The organism is Nitrospina watsonii (assembly GCF_946900835.1).
GTDB classification, from domain to species: Bacteria; Nitrospinota; Nitrospinia; order Nitrospinales; family Nitrospinaceae; genus Nitrospina; species Nitrospina watsonii.
The window spans coordinates 2,744,720-2,763,362 of record NZ_OX336137.1 but is presented as its reverse complement, the minus strand read 5'-3'; the positions used below and the strand labels follow the sequence as shown (position 1 = coordinate 2,763,362).

21 protein-coding genes are annotated in these 18,643 nt (G+C 57.5%); 13 read left to right on the top strand and 8 right to left on the bottom strand.

What is annotated here, in order from left to right; translation table 11 throughout:
* Positions 1-6: 6 nt before the first annotated feature.
* On the bottom strand, positions 7-1,512 hold the full coding sequence (locus tag QML71_RS12965; RefSeq protein WP_282012347.1) for a hypothetical protein: 1,506 nt from the start codon (positions 1,510-1,512) through the stop codon (positions 7-9).
* Between the two features lie 306 nt (positions 1,513-1,818).
* Here QML71_RS12965 and QML71_RS12960 point away from each other — a divergent pair, with 306 nt between their 5' ends.
* Positions 1,819-2,355 carry a YchJ family protein gene (locus QML71_RS12960; protein ID WP_282012346.1) on the top strand — a complete coding sequence of 179 codons (537 nt, stop codon included), beginning with the start codon at positions 1,819-1,821 and terminating at the stop codon, positions 2,353-2,355.
* A gap of 17 nt (positions 2,356-2,372) precedes the next feature.
* Positions 2,373-2,570 carry a hypothetical protein gene (locus tag QML71_RS12955; RefSeq protein WP_282012345.1) on the top strand — a complete coding sequence of 66 codons (198 nt, stop codon included), beginning with the start codon at positions 2,373-2,375 and terminating at the stop codon, positions 2,568-2,570.
* Positions 2,571-2,649: 79 nt separating this feature from the next.
* Here QML71_RS12955 and QML71_RS12950 read toward each other — a convergent pair whose 3' ends face one another.
* Positions 2,650-2,823 (bottom strand): hypothetical protein, encoded by a 174-nt coding sequence (locus tag QML71_RS12950; protein WP_282012344.1) that lies wholly within the window; start codon positions 2,821-2,823, stop codon positions 2,650-2,652.
* A gap of 516 nt (positions 2,824-3,339) precedes the next feature.
* Here QML71_RS12950 and QML71_RS12945 point away from each other — a divergent pair.
* The 5 genes from QML71_RS12945 to QML71_RS12925 all read left to right on the top strand — a co-directional run bounded on the left by QML71_RS12945 (position 3,340) and on the right by QML71_RS12925 (position 6,362).
* Entirely contained in the window at positions 3,340-4,233 is an 894-nt protein-coding gene (locus QML71_RS12945; protein ID WP_282012343.1) for a hypothetical protein, read from the top strand.
* 110 nt (positions 4,234-4,343) lie between these two features.
* Positions 4,344-4,736: a hypothetical protein gene (locus QML71_RS12940; RefSeq protein WP_282012342.1), complete on the top strand. Its 393-nt coding sequence runs from the start codon at positions 4,344-4,346 to the stop codon at positions 4,734-4,736.
* A gap of 37 nt (positions 4,737-4,773) precedes the next feature.
* On the top strand, positions 4,774-5,334 hold the full coding sequence (locus tag QML71_RS12935) for a hypothetical protein (protein ID WP_282012341.1): 561 nt from the start codon (positions 4,774-4,776) through the stop codon (positions 5,332-5,334).
* Between the two features lie 13 nt (positions 5,335-5,347).
* Positions 5,348-5,782: a hypothetical protein gene (locus tag QML71_RS12930; protein WP_282012340.1), complete on the top strand. Its 435-nt coding sequence runs from the start codon at positions 5,348-5,350 to the stop codon at positions 5,780-5,782.
* A 10-nt stretch (positions 5,783-5,792) separates the two neighbouring features.
* Complete coding sequence (locus tag QML71_RS12925) at positions 5,793-6,362, top strand: hypothetical protein (protein WP_282012339.1); 570 nt, start codon at positions 5,793-5,795, stop codon at positions 6,360-6,362.
* 39 nt (positions 6,363-6,401) lie between these two features.
* Here QML71_RS12925 and QML71_RS12920 read toward each other — a convergent pair whose 3' ends face one another.
* Positions 6,402-7,244: a formylglycine-generating enzyme family protein gene (locus tag QML71_RS12920; RefSeq protein ID WP_282012338.1), complete on the bottom strand. Its 843-nt coding sequence runs from the start codon at positions 7,242-7,244 to the stop codon at positions 6,402-6,404.
* Positions 7,245-7,410: 166 nt separating this feature from the next.
* On the opposite strand from QML71_RS12920, the gene QML71_RS12915 reads away from it, so the two are divergent.
* Entirely contained in the window at positions 7,411-7,782 is a 372-nt protein-coding gene (locus QML71_RS12915) for a SpoIIAA family protein (RefSeq protein ID WP_282012337.1), read from the top strand.
* 40 nt (positions 7,783-7,822) lie between these two features.
* Here QML71_RS12915 and QML71_RS12910 read toward each other — a convergent pair whose 3' ends face one another.
* Positions 7,823-8,113, bottom strand: a complete 291-nt coding sequence (locus tag QML71_RS12910; protein ID WP_282012336.1) for a sll1863 family stress response protein — start codon at positions 8,111-8,113, stop codon at positions 7,823-7,825.
* Between the two features lie 231 nt (positions 8,114-8,344).
* Here QML71_RS12910 and QML71_RS12905 point away from each other — a divergent pair, with 231 nt between their 5' ends.
* A complete protein-coding gene (locus QML71_RS12905; RefSeq protein WP_282012335.1) occupies positions 8,345-8,980 on the top strand; it encodes a class I SAM-dependent methyltransferase in 636 nt (211 codons plus the stop codon).
* 681 nt (positions 8,981-9,661) lie between these two features.
* On the opposite strand, the gene QML71_RS12900 is transcribed toward QML71_RS12905, so the two are convergent.
* Positions 9,662-10,651, bottom strand: coding sequence for an amidoligase family protein (locus QML71_RS12900; protein ID WP_282012334.1), 990 nt, complete (start codon positions 10,649-10,651; stop codon positions 9,662-9,664).
* Between the two features lie 289 nt (positions 10,652-10,940).
* Between QML71_RS12900 and QML71_RS12895 the strand changes: the two genes are divergently transcribed.
* On the top strand, positions 10,941-11,318 hold the full coding sequence (locus QML71_RS12895) for a tetratricopeptide repeat protein (protein ID WP_282012333.1): 378 nt from the start codon (positions 10,941-10,943) through the stop codon (positions 11,316-11,318).
* Between the two features lie 28 nt (positions 11,319-11,346).
* Here the strand turns inward: QML71_RS12895 and QML71_RS12890 are convergent, their stop codons facing one another.
* On the bottom strand, positions 11,347-12,195 hold the full coding sequence (locus QML71_RS12890; RefSeq protein ID WP_282012332.1) for a chlorite dismutase family protein: 849 nt from the start codon (positions 12,193-12,195) through the stop codon (positions 11,347-11,349).
* Between the two features lie 24 nt (positions 12,196-12,219).
* A complete protein-coding gene (locus QML71_RS12885; protein WP_345742354.1) occupies positions 12,220-12,549 on the bottom strand; it encodes a YnfA family protein in 330 nt (109 codons plus the stop codon).
* 139 nt (positions 12,550-12,688) lie between these two features.
* Here QML71_RS12885 and QML71_RS12880 point away from each other — a divergent pair, with 139 nt between their 5' ends.
* Together QML71_RS12880 and QML71_RS12875 are read left to right on the top strand one after the other, a co-directional pair.
* Positions 12,689-14,500, top strand: a complete 1,812-nt coding sequence (locus QML71_RS12880; protein WP_282012330.1) for an OPT family oligopeptide transporter — start codon at positions 12,689-12,691, stop codon at positions 14,498-14,500.
* 206 nt (positions 14,501-14,706) lie between these two features.
* A complete protein-coding gene (locus QML71_RS12875; RefSeq protein ID WP_282012329.1) occupies positions 14,707-16,404 on the top strand; it encodes a putative bifunctional diguanylate cyclase/phosphodiesterase in 1,698 nt (565 codons plus the stop codon).
* A 55-nt stretch (positions 16,405-16,459) separates the two neighbouring features.
* On the opposite strand, the gene nhaA is transcribed toward QML71_RS12875, so the two are convergent.
* Positions 16,460-17,641 (bottom strand): Na+/H+ antiporter NhaA, encoded by a 1,182-nt coding sequence (gene nhaA, locus QML71_RS12870; RefSeq protein ID WP_282012328.1) that lies wholly within the window; start codon positions 17,639-17,641, stop codon positions 16,460-16,462.
* Positions 17,642-17,968: 327 nt separating this feature from the next.
* On the opposite strand from nhaA, the gene QML71_RS12865 reads away from it, so the two are divergent.
* Positions 17,969-18,643, top strand: a complete 675-nt coding sequence (locus QML71_RS12865; protein WP_282012327.1) for a tetratricopeptide repeat protein — start codon at positions 17,969-17,971, stop codon at positions 18,641-18,643.

The window sequence follows — 18,643 nt, the reverse complement described above, 5'->3', positions numbered from 1 at the left end:
AACATTTCAGGGGAAATGCCACGATGGCGGCTCATTGTTGAACCGGAATTGTTTCTGCCGGTACTTCAAGTAAGCCGGGTGATAGGGTTTTGAAGTGCGTACAAAAATCCGCGCCCGCGGTCCCTGAAAAATCTTGACCCATCCCTCCAAATTTTCCAGATCCATGTTGTTGAAGTGGGTCAGAATGATGTCGTGCCGGTAGAATTTCAGGAAATGCTGCCAGCCTTCCCATCCATTATGGAAAATCATATTTTGGCGTAACAACTTGGGGGAATAAACCGTCCAGTAACGGCCGTCCACCGACACCCTCGAATCGGGCAAATGCCAGATCAGGTATTCCCCCCAGTTCATCAATGTCAAAATATTTCCATTCAGATTGTTTTCTTTCAGGAAGCGCATCTCGTAAACCGGGTAGTAAAATTTCTTCACCTGTATTTGAAATTCATTGCCGCTCCAACGGAACCACTGGTAGTTGATTTGGAACGCGGCAAAACCGATCAAAAACCAGGCCACTACAACGTGAACCAGGCGCGGCAGGTGCCGGGGCGTTTTGCCCTGTTGAAAGCGCTCTATCACCGCTGCCAGGTGAATGGGTACGAACGGCGTCATCAGTAGAGACGTCAGCACCGTGTGCCGGACGTGTTTGAAACCGTACACGATTGCGGCGGCAATGATCAGCACTTCCCACGCGTGTTTGGGTTTTTTGGAAAACAGCGAAATGAAAAACAGCACCACCAGTGCTTTGAAAAACAAATGACTGTCATCAAACACGGTAACGGGAAACCATTCCGTGATGTCCCGCCTGTAGGGAATCGTTTCCGCAAAAAAAGCCAGTAGATGGTATCCCGCCGGATTGATGAACAGCATCGCGGCGGAAACGGCCCAGGTGACGGCCAGTGGTTTCCAGGTCTGTGTTTTGTAAAGCAGGCCGCGGACCGCTTCCACTCCCACGATCACACCAAAGATTCCGATTCCGGCCACCACCCCTCCGTGCGAGTTGACCCAGATGAGAAAAATAACCGGAAGCAGAAACAGGCCTCGCTTGTTGCCATCGAAATATTGATGCAGGATATACATCATCATCGGAATGAACAGGTAGGTGATCAACTGCGGGCGCATCGCAAAGCCCAGTCCCAGAGCGTGGGCCAGGCAAATGAAATACAGAGCGTATGCGAAAAGGTTGTTCGCCTTGGCAAAATACAGTTGCGACAGAATATGGATGATGGACAGCCCCAACAGCACACGGACCAGCAACAGGCCGGGAGAACCCCAGACGTCGTACAGCAGAAACATGAACACTTCCATCAACCACTCATGGTTGATCCATTCGTGACCGTAGGCGGTATAGGAGTAGGTGTCGATTTCCGGAACGCGCCCCTGTTCCCAAATTTCCCGGCCAAAAGTGATGTGCCCGTACAGATCCGGATCCACATAGGCGTAGGTGAATGTGTTCAGAGAATAGGTGTAAACAAAAAATTGAATCAGGGGGCGGTAAAAACGCGAATAATCCATACGAACCTTCCGCATTGTGGTGAATTCGGTTGGCGACTGGAGATGTCCAAGGTCGTGAGGGGTTGGGAGTGGGGCCATCGTTCCGTTGCCTCTCCCCCGGCAGCGGCCCCGCAATGCGCCCGATGGGCTTGCCCGTATATCCCCGGTGGCAATGGACGACGGCATTCCATCTTACCGGAATCATCGCCTGAAAACATCATCGATTCTGTTTTCGTATCGGCACCGCAACCATGTACTATATGCAGTATGGAATTTTTATAATGAACGGCAATAGGACGTTGCCGGTTTAATGGTTGGGAGACCCTGATGAAAGATTGTCCCTGCGGACTCGATTCGCCTTATACCGACTGCTGCGGCCGCCTGATCCGCGGATCGGGTTATGCGGACACGGCGGAAGATCTGATGCGGGCGCGTTACAGCGCATTCGTGCAGAAGGAGTGGAAATTCCTCGTCAACACCCTGTGCGCCGAAGAACGCGAGGACAAGACGGTCAAGGATTTTGAGGAAGGTCTGGGACCGGTGATGTGGAACCAGCTCGAAATCCATGGTACGCGGCGCGGTGGCCAGGGCGACGACGCGGGCACCGTCGAGTTCGTCGCCCAGTACACGGAAGAGGGCGTCGAAAAATCGTTGCACGAAACCGCCTCCTTTCTGAAAGAGAACGGCCGCTGGGTGTACAGCGAAGCCAGGTCGAAATCGCACGTGCATGCGGCCGGGCAGGAGTGCGGTCACGAACCGGCGGAATCCAAAAAACCGTTTGTCCGCGACCAGCCGAAAGTCGGCCGCAACGATCCCTGCACCTGCGGCAGCGGTAAGAAATTCAAAAAATGCTGCGGCAAATGATACGGGAGGGGTGAACCATGCCCGGGTTTGGTTGGAACATTCCTTTTCCGTACATCACCGCGGCGCTGTTTTTGGTTTTCCTGTTGGCCTTCCTCGTGTCGCCCTTCAGCCGCCATTGGGAAAACATCCTGTTCAAAACCGGCACCGCCCTGTTCTGGGCCGTCCTGGCTCTCTGGGCGATCAAAGGTATCTGGTACGCCTTCCTCAATTATTGACCGAAACATTTCCTGCGGTTTTCCTGCATTGATGGCGCAAGGGTGGCGATGAAACGGCTGGGCTGCACGTGCCGCGTGATTATTTGCGGGCGGCCAGTTCCTCGGGCAGGCGGTCGAAGCGGCGCCGGGCCCGCTCTTCCCACTCCCGCTGGGCAACGATCCGGTTCAGCAGTTCCTGTTGGGCCTGTTGTTCTTTTTGCTGCCGGGCTTCGTGGGACAGCAGTTCGGGCTGGGGTTCGAACCGAAACGTCATGACGCGTCATTCCCTCTGCGAAGGGCAAGGTTGTGAGTCGAGAGGCCGGGAGCCTCGATTCGTCAAATTATAGCATTATATTGAAAACAAAGGAGTTATTTTACTTCTGGGCGAAATTTCGGCGTCCCTAAGCAGTCCAGAAAGTGTGAAAGGGCAATAATGGGCGTGGCGTCTGGGATACCGGGCACGCTTCCGGCTGGAGCCGATTGCAGTTGTGTTTGAAGGCACCCAGGCCGGAAATCTCAGATGAAATCAGAGGAATTCCGACCCGTCCAAACAGGGGAAATTCAGAATTTGTTTGCCGTGAAACAGCCATTATATCCGAAGTTCTAAAATGAATGGGCCGTTCACTTGTCCTCATTCGGAAAAATTGCCCGGAAGCGCCAACCTTAAACGAGAAGATTCATCTAAACCTGAGTGCGGCGGATCGGTGGCCGCGACGTCAACTTTTCAAGAAAGGACAGCATGAAACGGGTTCTTCTCTCGCTGGCAGCAGCTATTTTATTTGGAATGACAATGGCCGTTCCCGCATTCGCCGCATCGCTGGATGTGCCGCATGCGCATTACGGTTTGAGTGTCGGCAATTCGGAGACGTTCAACGGTCTCCGCTTCAACCTTGCCGACGAAGACGTGAAGACGATTCGCGGCATGAACTTCACGGTGTTCAACTGGGACGGCCATTACGAAAAGGCATACACGTTGACCGCCAATCGCATCGATGGCCTCGCCTTGGGAGTGATGGGACCGCGCGCGCGGGAGATCAACGGGCTGGCGCTGGGTTGCTGGCTGACCAACGTCGGAGTGATGCGCGGCATCAACATCGCGCCGATTCATGTGATCGGCGGCACCACCACGGGCTTCACCTTCAGCCTGGTGCACACGCTCAAAAAACTGAACGGCATCGGCATCGGCATGGTGACCAATATCGAGGAGGAATCGAACGGCGTTCTCATCGGCCTCCTGTACCTCACCGCACCGAAAGTGAATGGAGTGGTCATCCAGGGGTTGTTCAGCGGCAAGGTGGAGGAGGTGACCGGGCTTTCCCTGGAGTGGGGCAGTCTGGCGTTTCTCGCCTCCGGTATTCTGGCCGGGCTATCGGTGGGGCCGGCACCGGAGACCTCGGCCTCGCCTTCGTTTTCCCCCGTGGGGTCGAAAAAACTGACGGGCATGATGATCGGTGGCTACAACCTGGTCAAAGAACAAAAGGGCGTGCTGCTGGGCCTGTTCGGCAACAGCATCAAGAAGGGTTCGGGATTGCAGATCGGCACGCTGTTCAACACGGCGGAATCGTTCGACGGGGTGCAGATCGGATTCATCAACCACATTGAGGAAAACCCGTTTCTGTTTCGCTGGATGCCCGGCATCAATTTTCACTTCGGCGGCGATGCGGAGGAGAAGGAAAATCCATGACGGATCAATGCACTTGAGTCGCGCGGCTTTAGCAGTGGATGTCTGTCAAAAAAGTTGCTGGAAATTTGAGGATGTCGGATAATAATTAAAACCTATTCAGGGAGTGTGTCATGAGTTGGAAACGCATAATGACAACGGGGATGATGAGCGTTTTGATTTTTTCCGGCTGTGCGAGCACGGACCAGGGACAGGTCAAGCAGTTGACCGTCGGCACCGTGCAGAGCGAGATCAAGATGGGCATGTCGGCGGCTGGGGTGGCGGAAGCGCTGGGTTCGCCCAACATCGTCACCACGGATGAAAAGCGGCGCGAGGTGTGGATTTACGACAAGGTGTCTTCCAACCGCGTCGATACCAGCAGCTCGGCGTACGGGACCCTCATCATTCTGGGCGCCAGTTCCCGTTCCGGTTCCAGCACCAGCACGCAAAAGACCATGACCATCATCATCAAGTTCGATGAAAACAAAATGGTGCGGGACTTTGCCTACAACTTCACCCAATTCTAATTCGTCCTCCTTCCCCCGTCGCGCCCGGCTCGGGTGGGTGCTTCTTGTTTGCGCGGGGATCGCAAGCGGCTGTGTAACGCGGGTGGAAGACCCGGCGACGCTGTTCACCCTCACCCCGGAAAGCGCCCAGCACCGCGCCCTGCAAACCCGCTTTTTCGAAACCACGGACGAACACGCTCTCCTTTCCGCCTCCGCGGCGGTGCTTCAGGATCTCGGCTTTCAGATTCAGGAAAGCGTGCGCGACCTCGCCCTGCTGCGCGCCTCCAAGGAACGCAGCGCCTATGAGTACGGACAGGATATCTCAAAGTTTTTCGTTGCCGCGGCGGGAGTTTTTGGCCAAACCATCATCCTGATTCCCATCGACCTGCACCAGAAAATCGGCGCGACGCTGGCCTTGCGCCCCGCAGACACGCAGGGAAAGCGTTATTCGGTGCGCATCACGTTTTACCGCGTGATCTGGGAAAGCGACGGGCAGAGTGGCGAGCATTACATTCCGCCGGGAAGCCAGAGGATGGAAATGATCCACGACGCAAAAATCTACCAGCAGTTTTTCGCCAAACTCTCCAAGAGCGTGTTTCTGGAAGCTCACAAAATTTAAAATGGGGACCGTTATGCGCCTGCGAACTTCGATCATTTATGGTACTTGTTTGTTGCTGACCCTGTCGGCCTGTGGCCCCCGCGCGGTGCAGACCGAACTGCTCGCGCCCACCGCCCAGCAGTTGAAGCTGCGCAGTTTTCAGACGCGGTCGTTCGAGGTGAAGGACCGGCAGGAAGCGGTGCGCGCCGTGATCGCGGCGTTGCAGGACCTGGGCTTCATCGTCGAGCGGGCGAACGGTCCTCTGGGACTGGTCACCGCCGGCAAGTTCGCCGAGCCCAGTTACGTGGACCTGGTGGAGCTCACCGTCACCGTGCGTCCGAAAACCGCAACGCAGATGGAATTTCGCGTCAACGCCGTGTTCAACACCAAACCCATCGAAGACCCCAAGGTGTACCAGAACTTTTTCACCGTGTTGCAACGCGCCCTGTTTTCCGGGCCGCAGGGATAAGGAAACAATCATGCATTCCTTCCCGCATCCTTTCACTTTCGGCTCACGCATCGTGCCGTTGTTTCTGGCGGTGGTGCTGTTCTCCGGTTGCTCCATGTACTCGGTGGAGCGGCAGTGGAATTCCCAAAGCCAGATCCTGATGTCGGAGGCCAGCCAGGTGAAACTGCGCGCACAGCAGACGCAGGTGTTCGACACCACGGACCGGGACGCGGTGATGCAGGCGGTGGTCGCCACCCTGCAGGATCTGGACTTCACGCTCGAGGTGGCCGACCCGGAACTGGGCGTGTTTTCGGCGAGCAAACTGCACCACGACGGCAACGACATGTACAAGGACGTTTCTTATACTTTGTATGATGGCGATGAACTGTTGATATTCGCGCGCAATTTCCGGACATGGGGACCGTTCCAGCACCGCCGCGACCTGGTGCGGCTCACCGTCACCGTGCGCCCGAAAAGCGCCACGCAACTGAGGGTGCGCGCCAGCGTGCAGTACGATCTGCGGGCGGTGGAAGACCCGTCCGTTTACCAGACGTTCTTCAAATCACTCCGGCAGGCGATGTTTCTCTCTTCCAATCAATAGCGGAACGTTTGCACCCTTTCTTCCCGTCCAGAAAAAATTTCAGCGCGAGCGCGCGCAACGGAAGCCGGCGAAGTTCAGCCGTTCGTCCGGATCGGTGGGGGTGCGGTCGGCGGGGCGCACGCCGGTGGAGTAATTGATCCACGATCCGCCGCGCATGACTTTCATGTCTGCCGCGCGCGGTCCTTTGGGATTTTGTGCGGGAGCGTGCTGGTAATAAGCGTAGTCATACCCGTCCTGCACCCACTCGTATACGTTGCCCGCCATGTCGTGGAGGCCGTACGCATTCGGCGGAAACGATCCCACGGGTGCGGTGTGCTCATATCCATCCTGAAACGGTTCTTCTTTCCAGCGTTTGTCGCAGGCGGCGTCGCAGAAGTTGGCCCTGCCTGACTCCATCTCATTCCCCCAGGGGTAAATGGTGCGGACGCCGCCTTTCGCCGCTTTTTCCCATTCCGCTTCCGTGGGCAGGCGCTTGCCCACTTTGTTGCAAAATGCGTTCGCTTCGTGCCAGGTGACGTTTTCCACGGGCAGGTCATCACCGGTAAACCTGGACGGGTTGTTGTTCATCACTTTGCGATACGCGCGCTGCGTCACTTCGTGGATATCGATTTCGAAGGCGTCCACGTAAACGCGACGCGGCGGGGCCTCGTCGTTGAACCATTTCTGCTCACAATGATCGTTGTGCTCCACGCACAGGCGGTGGCCGATCTGCGGATTCGCACCCTGCACAAATTCCCCCGATGGGATGAGGGACATGCCGGGAGAAGCCTGCGCGTCCGCCAAGGCGGCAGCCGGGGTGTTCACGGCGAACAGCATCCCGATGGCAAGTAGGGACGCAAACAGAGAGCGGAACGGATGAATGGCATCGATGATGGATTTCACACCAGCCCCAATAAGGTGAGTCTCCCCTCATTATATCTACCGGCGCGGGCATAAAAAACAGGAACGTGCGCGGCGGGTGCCGCATCTCAATAGATGAGGCGTGGTGTGCGGTGCGGCGAGCGCCGCAACGGCCACCGGGCCGGAACCCGGACAGGGAGGGAAGCTCATGATTGAACTGGAAAAGCTGGGAGACGGCCGCATCGGCATCACACTGCCGCGACGCATTGAGGTGGGCGATTTCCCTCGCATCACGCCGGAAATCGACGCCCTCATCGCCGACCGCGGACGGCTGAAGGTGTTGCTGAACATTGCGGCGGTCCGCGGCTGGTCGGGAGTTGCGGCCCTGCGCGAACACGTGATCTTTGTGCGGGCGCATCACCGCAGTTTTCAGCGCATGGCGGTGGTGGTCGGCCCGGCCTGGCAACGCCTGGCCGTGCGCGGGATGCGATTGATCCTGTTTCCGCGCGTCAAGGTGTTCGATAGCGGCGAACTCGATGCCGCCCAACAGTGGTTGCAGGAGACCGCGGCCCCCGCCTGAGCCGCAACCGCGTTCAACCGTCTTCCTGCAGGGACTGAAGTCAGTTTTTGAAACGCGAGGTGGCCGACTGGATGCCCGCCTTCAAATCGTCCCATGACTTGTCGAGTCCGGTTTTCAAATCTTCCCACGCGCCTTCGCTGGCCGTCTGCACTTCCTTGAGCTTGGCCTGCATGCTTTCTTTTTTGGCGCGCAACGCTTCCACTTCTTCCAGGTATTTTATCTGCGCTTCGGCTTCCGACTGGTTGGCTTTGGCCTTGAGCTTGTCGATTTCGGCCGAGAGTTCATCGAGTTTGGATTGCATCCAATTCGTGTATTCTTCTTTCTTGCTCATGCTGGTCTCCTTTCGAGGGGAGTTCACAATCTGTGCGGGTTTTTAATTTAGATGCAGGCCGGGCGGTAACGTTGCACGGGTCCGGGATGCCGCGAAAAATCAGCGCATCCCCGCGCACCGAGGTGCCGCGCCGGTTTGGAAGCGGGCAGGCTGCATTTTCCCGATTGACGCGGCGGCGGATGGAGCCTTAAGGTAAGGGACAGCGGCTTCTTTATGGAGGAGGGTGGCACTATGCAGGGCGATGCAACACAGGCGATGCGTTGGCTGCGCCGGATCGGTTTGTTGGCGTTGCTGATCGGGCTGACGGCCTGCGGCCATTCCCATTCGCACAGCGGCAAGCGCTACTGGGGCAAGGACCGCGATCAATGGCAGCAACCGGAGCAGGTCATCGCCGCGCTCAATATCAAAGCGGGCATGACCGTTGCCGATCTCGGTTCCGGCACCGGGTATTTCACGCACCGGCTGGCCGGGGCCGTGGGCGCGGGCGGGCGCGTGTATGCCGTCGATATCGACCGCGATCTGCTGGCGGAAGTGGGCCTCCTCGCCAAAAAGAAAAAGCAGAGCCACGTCGCGTTGGTGCTGGCGAAGGAAAACGATCCGGCCCTCCCCGAGCCGGTGGACATCATTTTTTCCTCCAACGTGTACCATCACCTGAAAAACCGGGCCGCGTACTTTGCGAACGCGAAACAATATTTGAAGCCCGGCGGCCGTGTGGTCATCCTCGATTTCCGCGAAGACGCGTTCCGGCATTTCACGCCGCGCGCCACCCTGCTGGCGGAATTTGCCGAAGCCGGGTACAGCGTCCAGCAGACCTTCGATTTCCTGCCCAAACAGAATTTCGTCGTCTTTGTTCCGCAAGACCAATAGTTTAAGCTACACCTTCATATAAAGCGAACACCCACCGTCTCCGGCCCGGCCCGAGCGCCGGTTTGCTGCGGGCGAGGTCTTATTCTGTTGGCCTGCCCCCATCTTTTCCGAAGCGGAAACATTCCGTCCCACCCTGCCGTTATTCCAAAAACCCTTAAAAATCAGAGCCTGAAAAAAAATATAAAAATCGGTTGACAGGATGCCGCCTTGTGTTATGATTATGAAAATGATTTTCAAAATCATTCATAGGACGTCAGGCATCCTATAGCTTCATTAAAACCTCTAGGTTTACGCGTTACCGGGTCCGTGTGAGGAGGGACCGGGGGCTGTGATTCCCGACTGGGGTTGGGGATTGAGGAAAGGTTGATGGTTCCTCGGCCATTCCCAGCCTCTGGTCCTTGACCCGGCTTGGTTGTTCAAACCTCCCTGTAGTAATAAGTAGTAGATGCTTTGGATCTTGCGCGGTCGGCAGGCTGTCTTCCCCCGCCGCCCGCGTCTGGAAAGAGAGGGTCGTTTCCGCTTTTTATAAAAGGCTTACCCCTCCGTGGAAACGGCTCTCTCTTCTTCCGGTCTTTCCCTGCACCGCTCTCCCTGAAAAATTCACGTGCAAGGCTTCATCGGCCCGTCGCCGGTTTGAACGGGTGCGCATGAAAATAAACGTCGCGAGTTTAAAACGAAAATTCAGCGGTTCAAAAACTCGGGTATTTTTTGCGCCCACTTGCCTTTGAACAGTTTGTCGGCGTGCTGGATGTAGGCGAGGCTCATTGCTTCGAGACGGGCTTTGTCGTCGGCCAGTTCTTCCACCTGCACCCACAAGTTCCAGTGGTGGCTGATCGACCAGTCGGGGTCGTTCAGGCGGCAGTCGGGCAGGCGGAGATGAAAGGTGGGGCGGGGTTTGGTGAGGTCGTCGGTCACCAGCTTCTGCATCAGCGGTTCGTTGATGTGTGACAGCAGTGGAAACAGATCGAGCTCGCGGTTGCGGGTGTCGTTGAACTTCACATAATCGCGGATGAAGGTTTCCTCGTCCGGCTGGTATTTGGGTTGCAGCACTTTCAGGATGTAGGGCTCCGGGCAGGCGCGGATATAAGGGCTCAGTTTGCGTGCCAGGTCGATGCCCATCTGCTCGTGCAGCCAATCTGCAACCAAAAGGTAAGCGCGCAGCACGTCGAGAATCCACACATGGTTCTGCTCGGCGACTTCCGGGTTCAGGTGCATGCCGAACGCGTAGAAAAATCCCTCGTCGGTGCCTTTGAGTTTGAGTTTGCGCAGTTCGGCGAGGAGCCGGTCGCATTCGGGCAGACGGTCGAGGGGGATCGGCGGCGTCACCAGTTCGTAGGGCACCACGTATTTCATCACGTCGCCCAACGCTTCGATCAGGTCGTCGAACAACTCCTTGGGCAGCAACTCGTCCATCCAGTCGCTCTCCGCAGACTCCGGTTTTTTCCAATGCACGTACTGGGTGTCGAGTTCGATGGTGAACGTGCCCAGGGGGGTGTCGCGGATTTTGAACAGATGCGGGTCGATGCGGTCGATTTTCCCCTCGAAGAGTCGGTTCACCAGCTCGGCAAGTTGCAGGCCGTCTTCGGATGCGAACTCGAGTTCGATGCCGAGCGTGCGCATGGCGCCCTCGGTGTTTTCAGGTTTGGGGGGCATCCGGTATTCGGATTCCATAACGTTCCGGAAAAAACGGCCCCGGCCGGTTCCCTCATCGGAAAAGGGGGCAGGGCGCTGGATTAAAAAAGTACAGCTTATCCTATTATAGTATGTTCACCCGCTTCACACAAAAGGGTGGCATCCGATTATTACCGGTGCTGCGCGCCAACGAGCCTGCGGGCAGAGTGGATGGCAGAATCACCGGCTTTGAAAGTTCATATTAAACGGCAGGGAGACTGGTAAAAACTCATCGGGTCTTTATAATATAAGCGTTCGATTTTCCACCGCACTTTCAGGAACCCTGTCCATGACTTCTCATTTCTCTTGGAAACGCTGCCTGCTGTGGGCAATGCTGCTGGCCCTGTTGGCCGCATGCGAAAAACCGCCCGCTGAACCGTTGATCCTGCCCGCCGGCGCTGAACCTTCGTCGTTCATGTTCAACGAGCGCGGCACCGAATATTTCAACCAGGGCAATTACCGGGAGGCGGTGATTGCATACATTCAGGCGACGGCGGCCGATCCGCATGCGGGCGAGATCCATTACAACATCGCGCTCTGCCGTTACATGCTGGGGCAGGAAGACAAGTTGAAGGAATCCCTCAAACTGGCGAAACAGTATGCGCTCGGCAACCCGGCCATCCTGCAATCCCCGTTTTACCTGAAATATATGAAGGGTGACGCGTGACCGGTCTCCGGCGAGCGAAAGGCGCGGCTCACGGATTCAGGATGTCGGCCAGCCCGTTCACCCGCGTGCCGTAAACGATCGGCGCTTCTTCCACAAACTTCCATTCCGGATTGAGCGTTGTGTCGCGCAGTCCCGACAGCAGGCTATCAAACGCGTCGCGGTCGGCATCCGCGTATTCAAAGTACGTGATGAAGTCCGCCCCGCCGCCGATGAACCGCGACTGATAGAGCTTTCTGTAAATTTTATCGATGTAACGGAAGCCGATCGCATTGTGTCCCCGTTGTTCCTTGCCGAACCGGTCCGGGTGCTGGAAAAAATACGCTTCGCGTTGTTCCTGCGTCTGCGTCCACCATTCCGCCGATTTGGAAAGCGGGAACACCACGGCGTTGGGTTGTGCCGAGCCGGGACCGCGCTGTGGTGCGTGTTCTTTCAATCGTTCCAGCGTTTCGGCATCGGTGTAACGCAACTCCGAGGTGACTCCGTACAGGATGTTCAGATCGAGCGTGTCGCCGGCGGCGGCGCGGAAGGTATCGTAGAACTGGCGGATGGCGTCGCGGTCCATGGACTCGACGCGGATCACGCCCAGCGGAATCGGCGTGAACGGTTCGCCGTGCAACGTGTAACGGACAGTGCGGATGTAATGAATGGTCGCCAGCCTGGACGGCTCCGGGGTGAAGTCGTTGTCAAACGGTTGGGCCGCCTGTTCGGTGACGGCGATCAGGTTTTGTTTCCATGCTTCGGACCGTTCCATGCCGGGTTTGGCAAGCAGGTAAATGAATCCGCCCCACTGGCCCTGCGCGGCGTGAACCGGAAGTGCACCGAGGGCGCACAGCATCAACGCGGCGAGCGTCACGATATGTTTGATGCGAAGACACATAAGGCCTCCTGACTGGAAAAAGGTTCAAAACGATTGGCGGGGACCGAACAGGATCAATGCCGCGCCGCCCAGGCACACCAGGGCGCCCACCACATCCCAGCGGTCCGGGCGCTGCCCTTCGATGCCCCACAGCCACAAGAGAGACGTTGCGATGTACACGCCGCCGTACGCGGCGTAGGCGCGACCGGCAAAGACGCTGTCGATGCGCGTCAGCAGCAGGGCAAAGACGACCAGCGACAGGACGCCGGGCAGCGCCCACAGCGCGCTGCGGTCGAGGCGCAGCCACGCCCAGAAGGCGAAGCAACCGCCGATCTCCGCCACCGCCGCCGTGATGTAGTACGCAAACGCGTTCATGCAAATGCCTGCCTGTTTGGATGTGTCGCAAGGCAGGCAAAAACGAGCCGATGTCTGTGGCATGATGCGAAAGAAGTCATGATTCATGATAGCAGTCCTTGAGTTTTGGTGGAAACGCCGTTTTCTTTTAGAATGAAGCATGGCCTCCGTCGATACCGACTTTCATCCCACCCCCGGCACACCGCAACTGACCGTGCGGGCGATCCTGACCGGCATGACGCTGGGCGCACTGTTGGTGCCGTGCAATGTGTACAGCGGTTTGAAAATCGGCTGGTCGTTCAACATGTCCATCACCGCCGCTTTGTTGAGCCTCGCCTTCTGGCGGTTGAGCGAAAAGCTGGCGGGCACGCGCCCGTGGGGCCTTTACGAAAACAACATCAACCAGACAGCGGCTTCGGCCGGAGCCTCCATCGTTTCCGCCGGGCTGGTCGCGCCCATTCCGGCGCTGGCCATGCTGACGGGCGAGCGCCTGCCGTGGGGCGTGCTGGCGGTGTGGACGTTTGCCATCAGCGCTATGGGGTTGGTCGTGGCGGTGGGGCTGCGGCGGCAGATGCTGGTCACCGAGAAGTTGACCTTTCCGGCGGGCGTGGCCACGGCGGAGGTGATGCAGGACATCTACGCGCATGGCCGGGAAGCGGCGGCGCGATTGAAAATGCTGACCGCCAGCGCCCTGGTCGCGGGCACCGTGAAGGCGCTCGAAGTGTCCACCTCTCTGATCGGGAAACTGGGATTCCCCGCAGCGGTGGGTGGTGGGACGGCGACGGGCGCGTTGCAGATGGCAGGATACAAACAAGTGACGCTCAAAAACCTCGGCTTCGTGCTCGACCCGTCTTTGTTGATGGTCGGCTTCGGCGCCATCGTCGGTGCGCGTGTCGGCGTGTCGTTGCTGTTGGGCGCGGTGTTCGCCTGGGGCGTGCTGGGCCCGTGGGCGTTGGCCCAGGGTTGGGCGGAAGCCGGAGCGAACGACCCCGGCGCCTACTGGTTCGGCGACATGGTCAAGTGGCTGTTGTGGCCGGGGGTGACGTTGATGGTGACGGCGTCGCTGACCACGTTCACCTTCTCCGCGTGGCGGGCGCTCCGGCAGCGGCGGCAGCGGGCAGCGGCGGGCGAATTCGAAACTATGATGACCGACGGCACCTGGCGCGGTTTCCGCGTCGGGCTGGTGGCGTCGATGGCGCTGGTGGTGATCGCGCAGGTGACGTTGTTCGACATCACCTGGCCGATGGCGATCCTCGCCGTGGTGCTGACGTTTCTGTTGGCCATCGTGGCGGCCCGGGTGAGCGGCGAAACCGGCATTCCGCCCATCGGCGCGTTGGGCAAGGTGACGCAGTTGACCTTCGGCGTCCTCTCTCCGGCCAGCGCCACCACCAACCTGATGTCGGCAAACGTCACCGGCGGGGCGGCGGGGCAATGCTCCGACCTGCTGCATGATTTCAAAACCGGGTTGCTGATCCACGCCTCGCCGCGTTTGCAAAGCATCGCACAGGTGTTCGGCATCCTCACCGGGTCGCTGGTGGGCACCGCCGCTTACCTGTTTCTCATCCCCGACCCGCAGGCGATGCTGCTAACCGCCGAGTGGCCGGCACCGGCGGTGGCCACGTGGAAAGCGGTGGCCGAAGTGTTTCAACAGGGACTGGGCGCGCTGCCCGCCGGGGCGGTGCCCGCCATGGCTCTGGCCGGGGCGGCGGGGCTGTGCCTCGCCTTGCTCGAACAATTTTTGCCTGCGAGCCAAAACCGGTGGTTGCCGAGCGCCGCCAGTCTCGGTCTCGCGTTCATCATTCCCGCCTGGGTTTCCATCTCGATGTTCATCGGCGGCCTGCTTTCGTGGGCGTTGAAGCGGTGCGTTGCGGACTGGCATCGGCGTTTTCTGGTGGTGCTGGCAGCGGGACTGGTGGCGGGCGAAAGCCTCGCCGGCGTGGGCCACGCCCTGCTTCAACTGCTTTCCTACTGAAAAGTAAGAGCTCTTCTCGCATCACCCCCTTTTTCTTTTTATTGAAAATGATTATCATTATCTGCTAGCCTATATTCATATTTCCCCTAATTTATTGAAACCAATTACCGTTAAGAAGGGTGCCTCCAATGCATATGCTCACAAGCTCCAATAATTCAAGTGGAAAGAGGCGGAATACCCAAATTGAACTATTAAAGGATTCTGAAATGACCTTTCCTGCCGGTTTCGCCCAGGTTTCACAAATGGAGGCCATCATGGAAAACCTTTTGGAGGGGGTGATCCTGACCGATCTCAAAGGGTTTATTTTGTGGACGAATTTCTCGGCGCAGCGCCTGCTGGATTTTTCCGCGTCGGAGTTGTCCGGACGCAACATCCGTTCGTTGTTCGCCACGCCCTCCATGGATTTCTGGGACATGCGTTTCGATTATGCGCATGAAGACCCGGACCGGGCTCCCGTGCCAAGCGAAACCTGTGAGATACGCGGCATCGCCCGCAATGGATCCTTGATCCCGTTGAGCCTCAAGATCGACCACCTGGAGAAGGGCGCGACGCCGGGACTGCTTTTCGTGGTGCAGGATCTTTCGGAAAAGAAAAAAGCGGAAGAGACCATCAGGCATCTCGCCTATTACGATTCCTTAACCGGCCTGCCCAACCGGGAGTTGTTTTGCGATCGGTTGATTCAGGCGTTGGCGCATTCGCAGAGGCACCGGGAGTTGCTGGCGCTGATGCTGGTGGATCTGGATAATTTCCGTTACATCAATGACACCTACGGCGAAGAGATGAGCAACCGGGTGCTGACGCAGGTGTCGCACCGCATCAGCAATTCCCTGTCCGAGGACAATTCACTGGCTCGGCTGAACGGTGACCGGTTTGGTTTGATCGTGCCGCAGATTCAGAAATCCGACGCCATGGATCTGGGGCAGGAGATGCTGACGGCTTTCAGCAAACCGCTTTCCTGCATGGATAAGGAAATTCTGGTCACCGGTTCCATCGGCATCGCCCTGTATCCGCACGATGGCGTCACCGCACCGAGTCTGCTGAAGAATGCGGAGATCGCCATGTCGCAGGCCAAGCGGTCAGGCAAGAACACGTATTTCTTTTTCGATCCGCGCATGGAAGAAAAAGCCTGTTCGCGGATGGAGTTGGCGGCGTGCATCCGCCGCGGATTGAAGCAGAACGAGTTCGAGGTGTTTTATCAGCCGCAGATCGATTTTCAAAGCGGCCGCCTCACCAGTTCGGAAGCGTTGATCCGCTGGCGTCATCCGCAACTCGGTTGGGTGCCGCCTTCGACCTTCATCCCGCTGGCGGAAGAAACCGGACTGATTCTCGACATCGGTGAATGGGTGTTGTCCCAGGCCTGCTCGCAGAACAAGAAATGGCAGACCATGGGACTGGGCAATCCGCGCATCGCGGTGAACCTGTCCGCCTGCCAGTTCCGCAAGGAAGGTCTGGCGCAGCAGATTTCTCAAACCTTGCAACAGTTGGAAATGAAATCCAACACGCTGGAGCTGGAGCTCACCGAAAGTACGTTTCTGGAAAACCCGGAACAGGGAATGAAAATCCTCGATGAGTTCCGCGATATGGGCGTCACGGTTTCCATCGACGACTTCGGCACCGGCTATTCGTCCCTGAGTTACATCAAAACCATCACACCGGGCGTGCTCAAGATCGATCAGTCCTTCGTCAATGAAGTGATCAACCCGACCAACAGGGCCATCGTGCAGGCCATTGTCACCATGGCCAAATCGCTCGATATCGAAACCATTGCCGAAGGCGTGGAAACGCAGGAGCAGTTCGATATTCTCCATGGCATGGGGTGCGACAAGTATCAGGGGTATTACTACTCCCCGGCGGTGCCCGCAGAGGGCATGACGCAGATCATGATGCAGGACATGAAAAACTGAAGTTTGCAAATCAGCCCAACGTCTTCAGTTTATTCCATAGAGCTTTTCCCACCTTCTACTTCTGGTGCAAAACCGCGCGCAGGACGGTGAAGCCGAGCACCCCTGAGATCAGCGATCCGGTCAGGATTCCCAACCGCACATAGCCTGTGTCATCCAGACCCCCCAGGTCGAAAGCCAGCGAGCCAATGAACAGGCTCATGGTGAAGCCGATGCCACATAACAGGGACACGCCGAAAATCTGCATCATGGTGATTTTGGAAGGCACCGTCACGAGGCCCGTTTTGGCGGCGATCCAACTGAACCCGAAAATGCCAAGCGGTTTGCCCAGTACCAGGCCTGTCATGATTCCCAGGGTGACGGGATGGGTGAAGTACTGGAATGTCTCTTCCGACAGCGGCAAGCCCGAATTGACAAAGGCGAAAAGTGGCAGGGTGCCGTAGGTCACCCACGGATGCAGGGTTTTCTCCAGGCGGCGGCAGGGGGACAGGGCGGTTCTTTTGGGACGTCCTATGGGAATGGTGAAGGCGACCAGTACGCCCGCCAGCGTGGCATGCACCCCGGATTTGAGCACAAACACCCAAAGCAGAACACCCACCAGCATGTACGGCATAAGGTGGTTGATGCCGGAACGGTTCAACCAGATCAAAGTCAGAAATGCCGCTCCCGCCATCAACAGCGCATTGGGCGACAACTGGTTCGTGTAAAAGAGGGCGATGACCACGATCGCACCCAGGTCATCGAGCACCGCCAGCGACATGAGGAACATTTTGAGATTCCTGGGCACCGCCGGTCCGACCAGGCTCAGGATGGCGAGCGCGAAGGCGATATCCGTCGCGGCGGGGATGGCCCAACCCTGCATGGCGACCGAATCGTCCTGGTTGATCCAGATGTAAACCAGCGCGGGAGCCGCCATGCCGCCCACCGCCGCCACTCCCGGGAACATGAGGTTCGCGGTCGAATGTTTGGGATCGCCCACCACTTCGCGCTTGATCTCCAGGCCGACCAGCAGAAAAAACGCCGCCATCAATCCATCGTTCACCCAGATGCGGAACGGTTTGGCGATGGCAAAGCCGCCGATGCGGATTTCCACCGGCGTATGGATCAGTTCGTTGTAAAAATCGTGAAGAGGCGTGTTGGCCAGTGCCACGGCGAGCATGGCGGCGAAGAACAGCAGGGCACCGCCGGACGCCTTCCATTTCACGAATCGCTTCCATTGATCGCTCAGTTTATGGAGCATTGTTTGATAATAAATCAGAATAGAAAATTAAATAGATGCCATTCACTTAAGCACATTCAAAACAACCCGGCAAGCGAATTTGACCTTTCGGGCATGTGCATGCCTGCTTTTGAAATTGAAAACCAAATTTTTTTGCCGGCAATGGGTGCCCGCGCGCTCAACGAGTTGTTGCAGAGTTGAATTTGATTTTCAATGAGTCCGCGCCGATGTGTTTGACAACGCCTGCATCCGTTTTATGTTGTATGACATAGGGGGATAACAAACGGAAAGGAGGTTTCTCTCGTGCGTTGTGCATTGAATAAGCTTGTGCGGATTGCCTGCATCCTGATGGTTACCATGCTGGCCGCCGGAGCCTCGGAGGGACGGTATCAGGAAGGCATCCAGTTTCTGAATTTCAACGATTACTCCAAGGGGCATGAAATCCTGAAGCCGCTCGCTGAGGCGGGGGATGCCCGCGCGCAAACGCAGATCGGGCATCTCTATAAATCCGGTCTGGGCGTGGAGCGCAATCTCGATACCGCGCGTCACTGGTACGTGAAGGCGGCGGAGCAGGGCGATGTGAGAGCTCAATTCCAGTTGGGCCTGATGTATTTTGACGGCGACGGTGTGGCCAAGGATTACCGTCGCGCCTGGAGATGGTTCCAAAAAGCGGCTCAGCAGGGAGATGCCGTGGCTCAGTATCAACTCGGCGCCATGTACGAATTGGCGCAGGGTGTGCGCCAGGATTACACGAAGGCCGCTTACTGGTACCAGCAGGCAGCCAACCAGGGATTGCCGGAAGCGCAGTTCATGCTGTCCGACCTGTATTACAAAGGGCAGGGTGTGCCGCGCGATATCGTGCTGGCGCACATGTGGGTGAATCTTGCAGTCTCCACCACGCGCCCGCTGGATAAGGACTACAACGACATGGTGGTGCTGCGCGACAAGCTGGAGCGGTTGATGAGCGAGAAGCAGATCCAGACCGCGCAGCATAAACGGGAATCGTGGCAGCCGGTGCAGTGA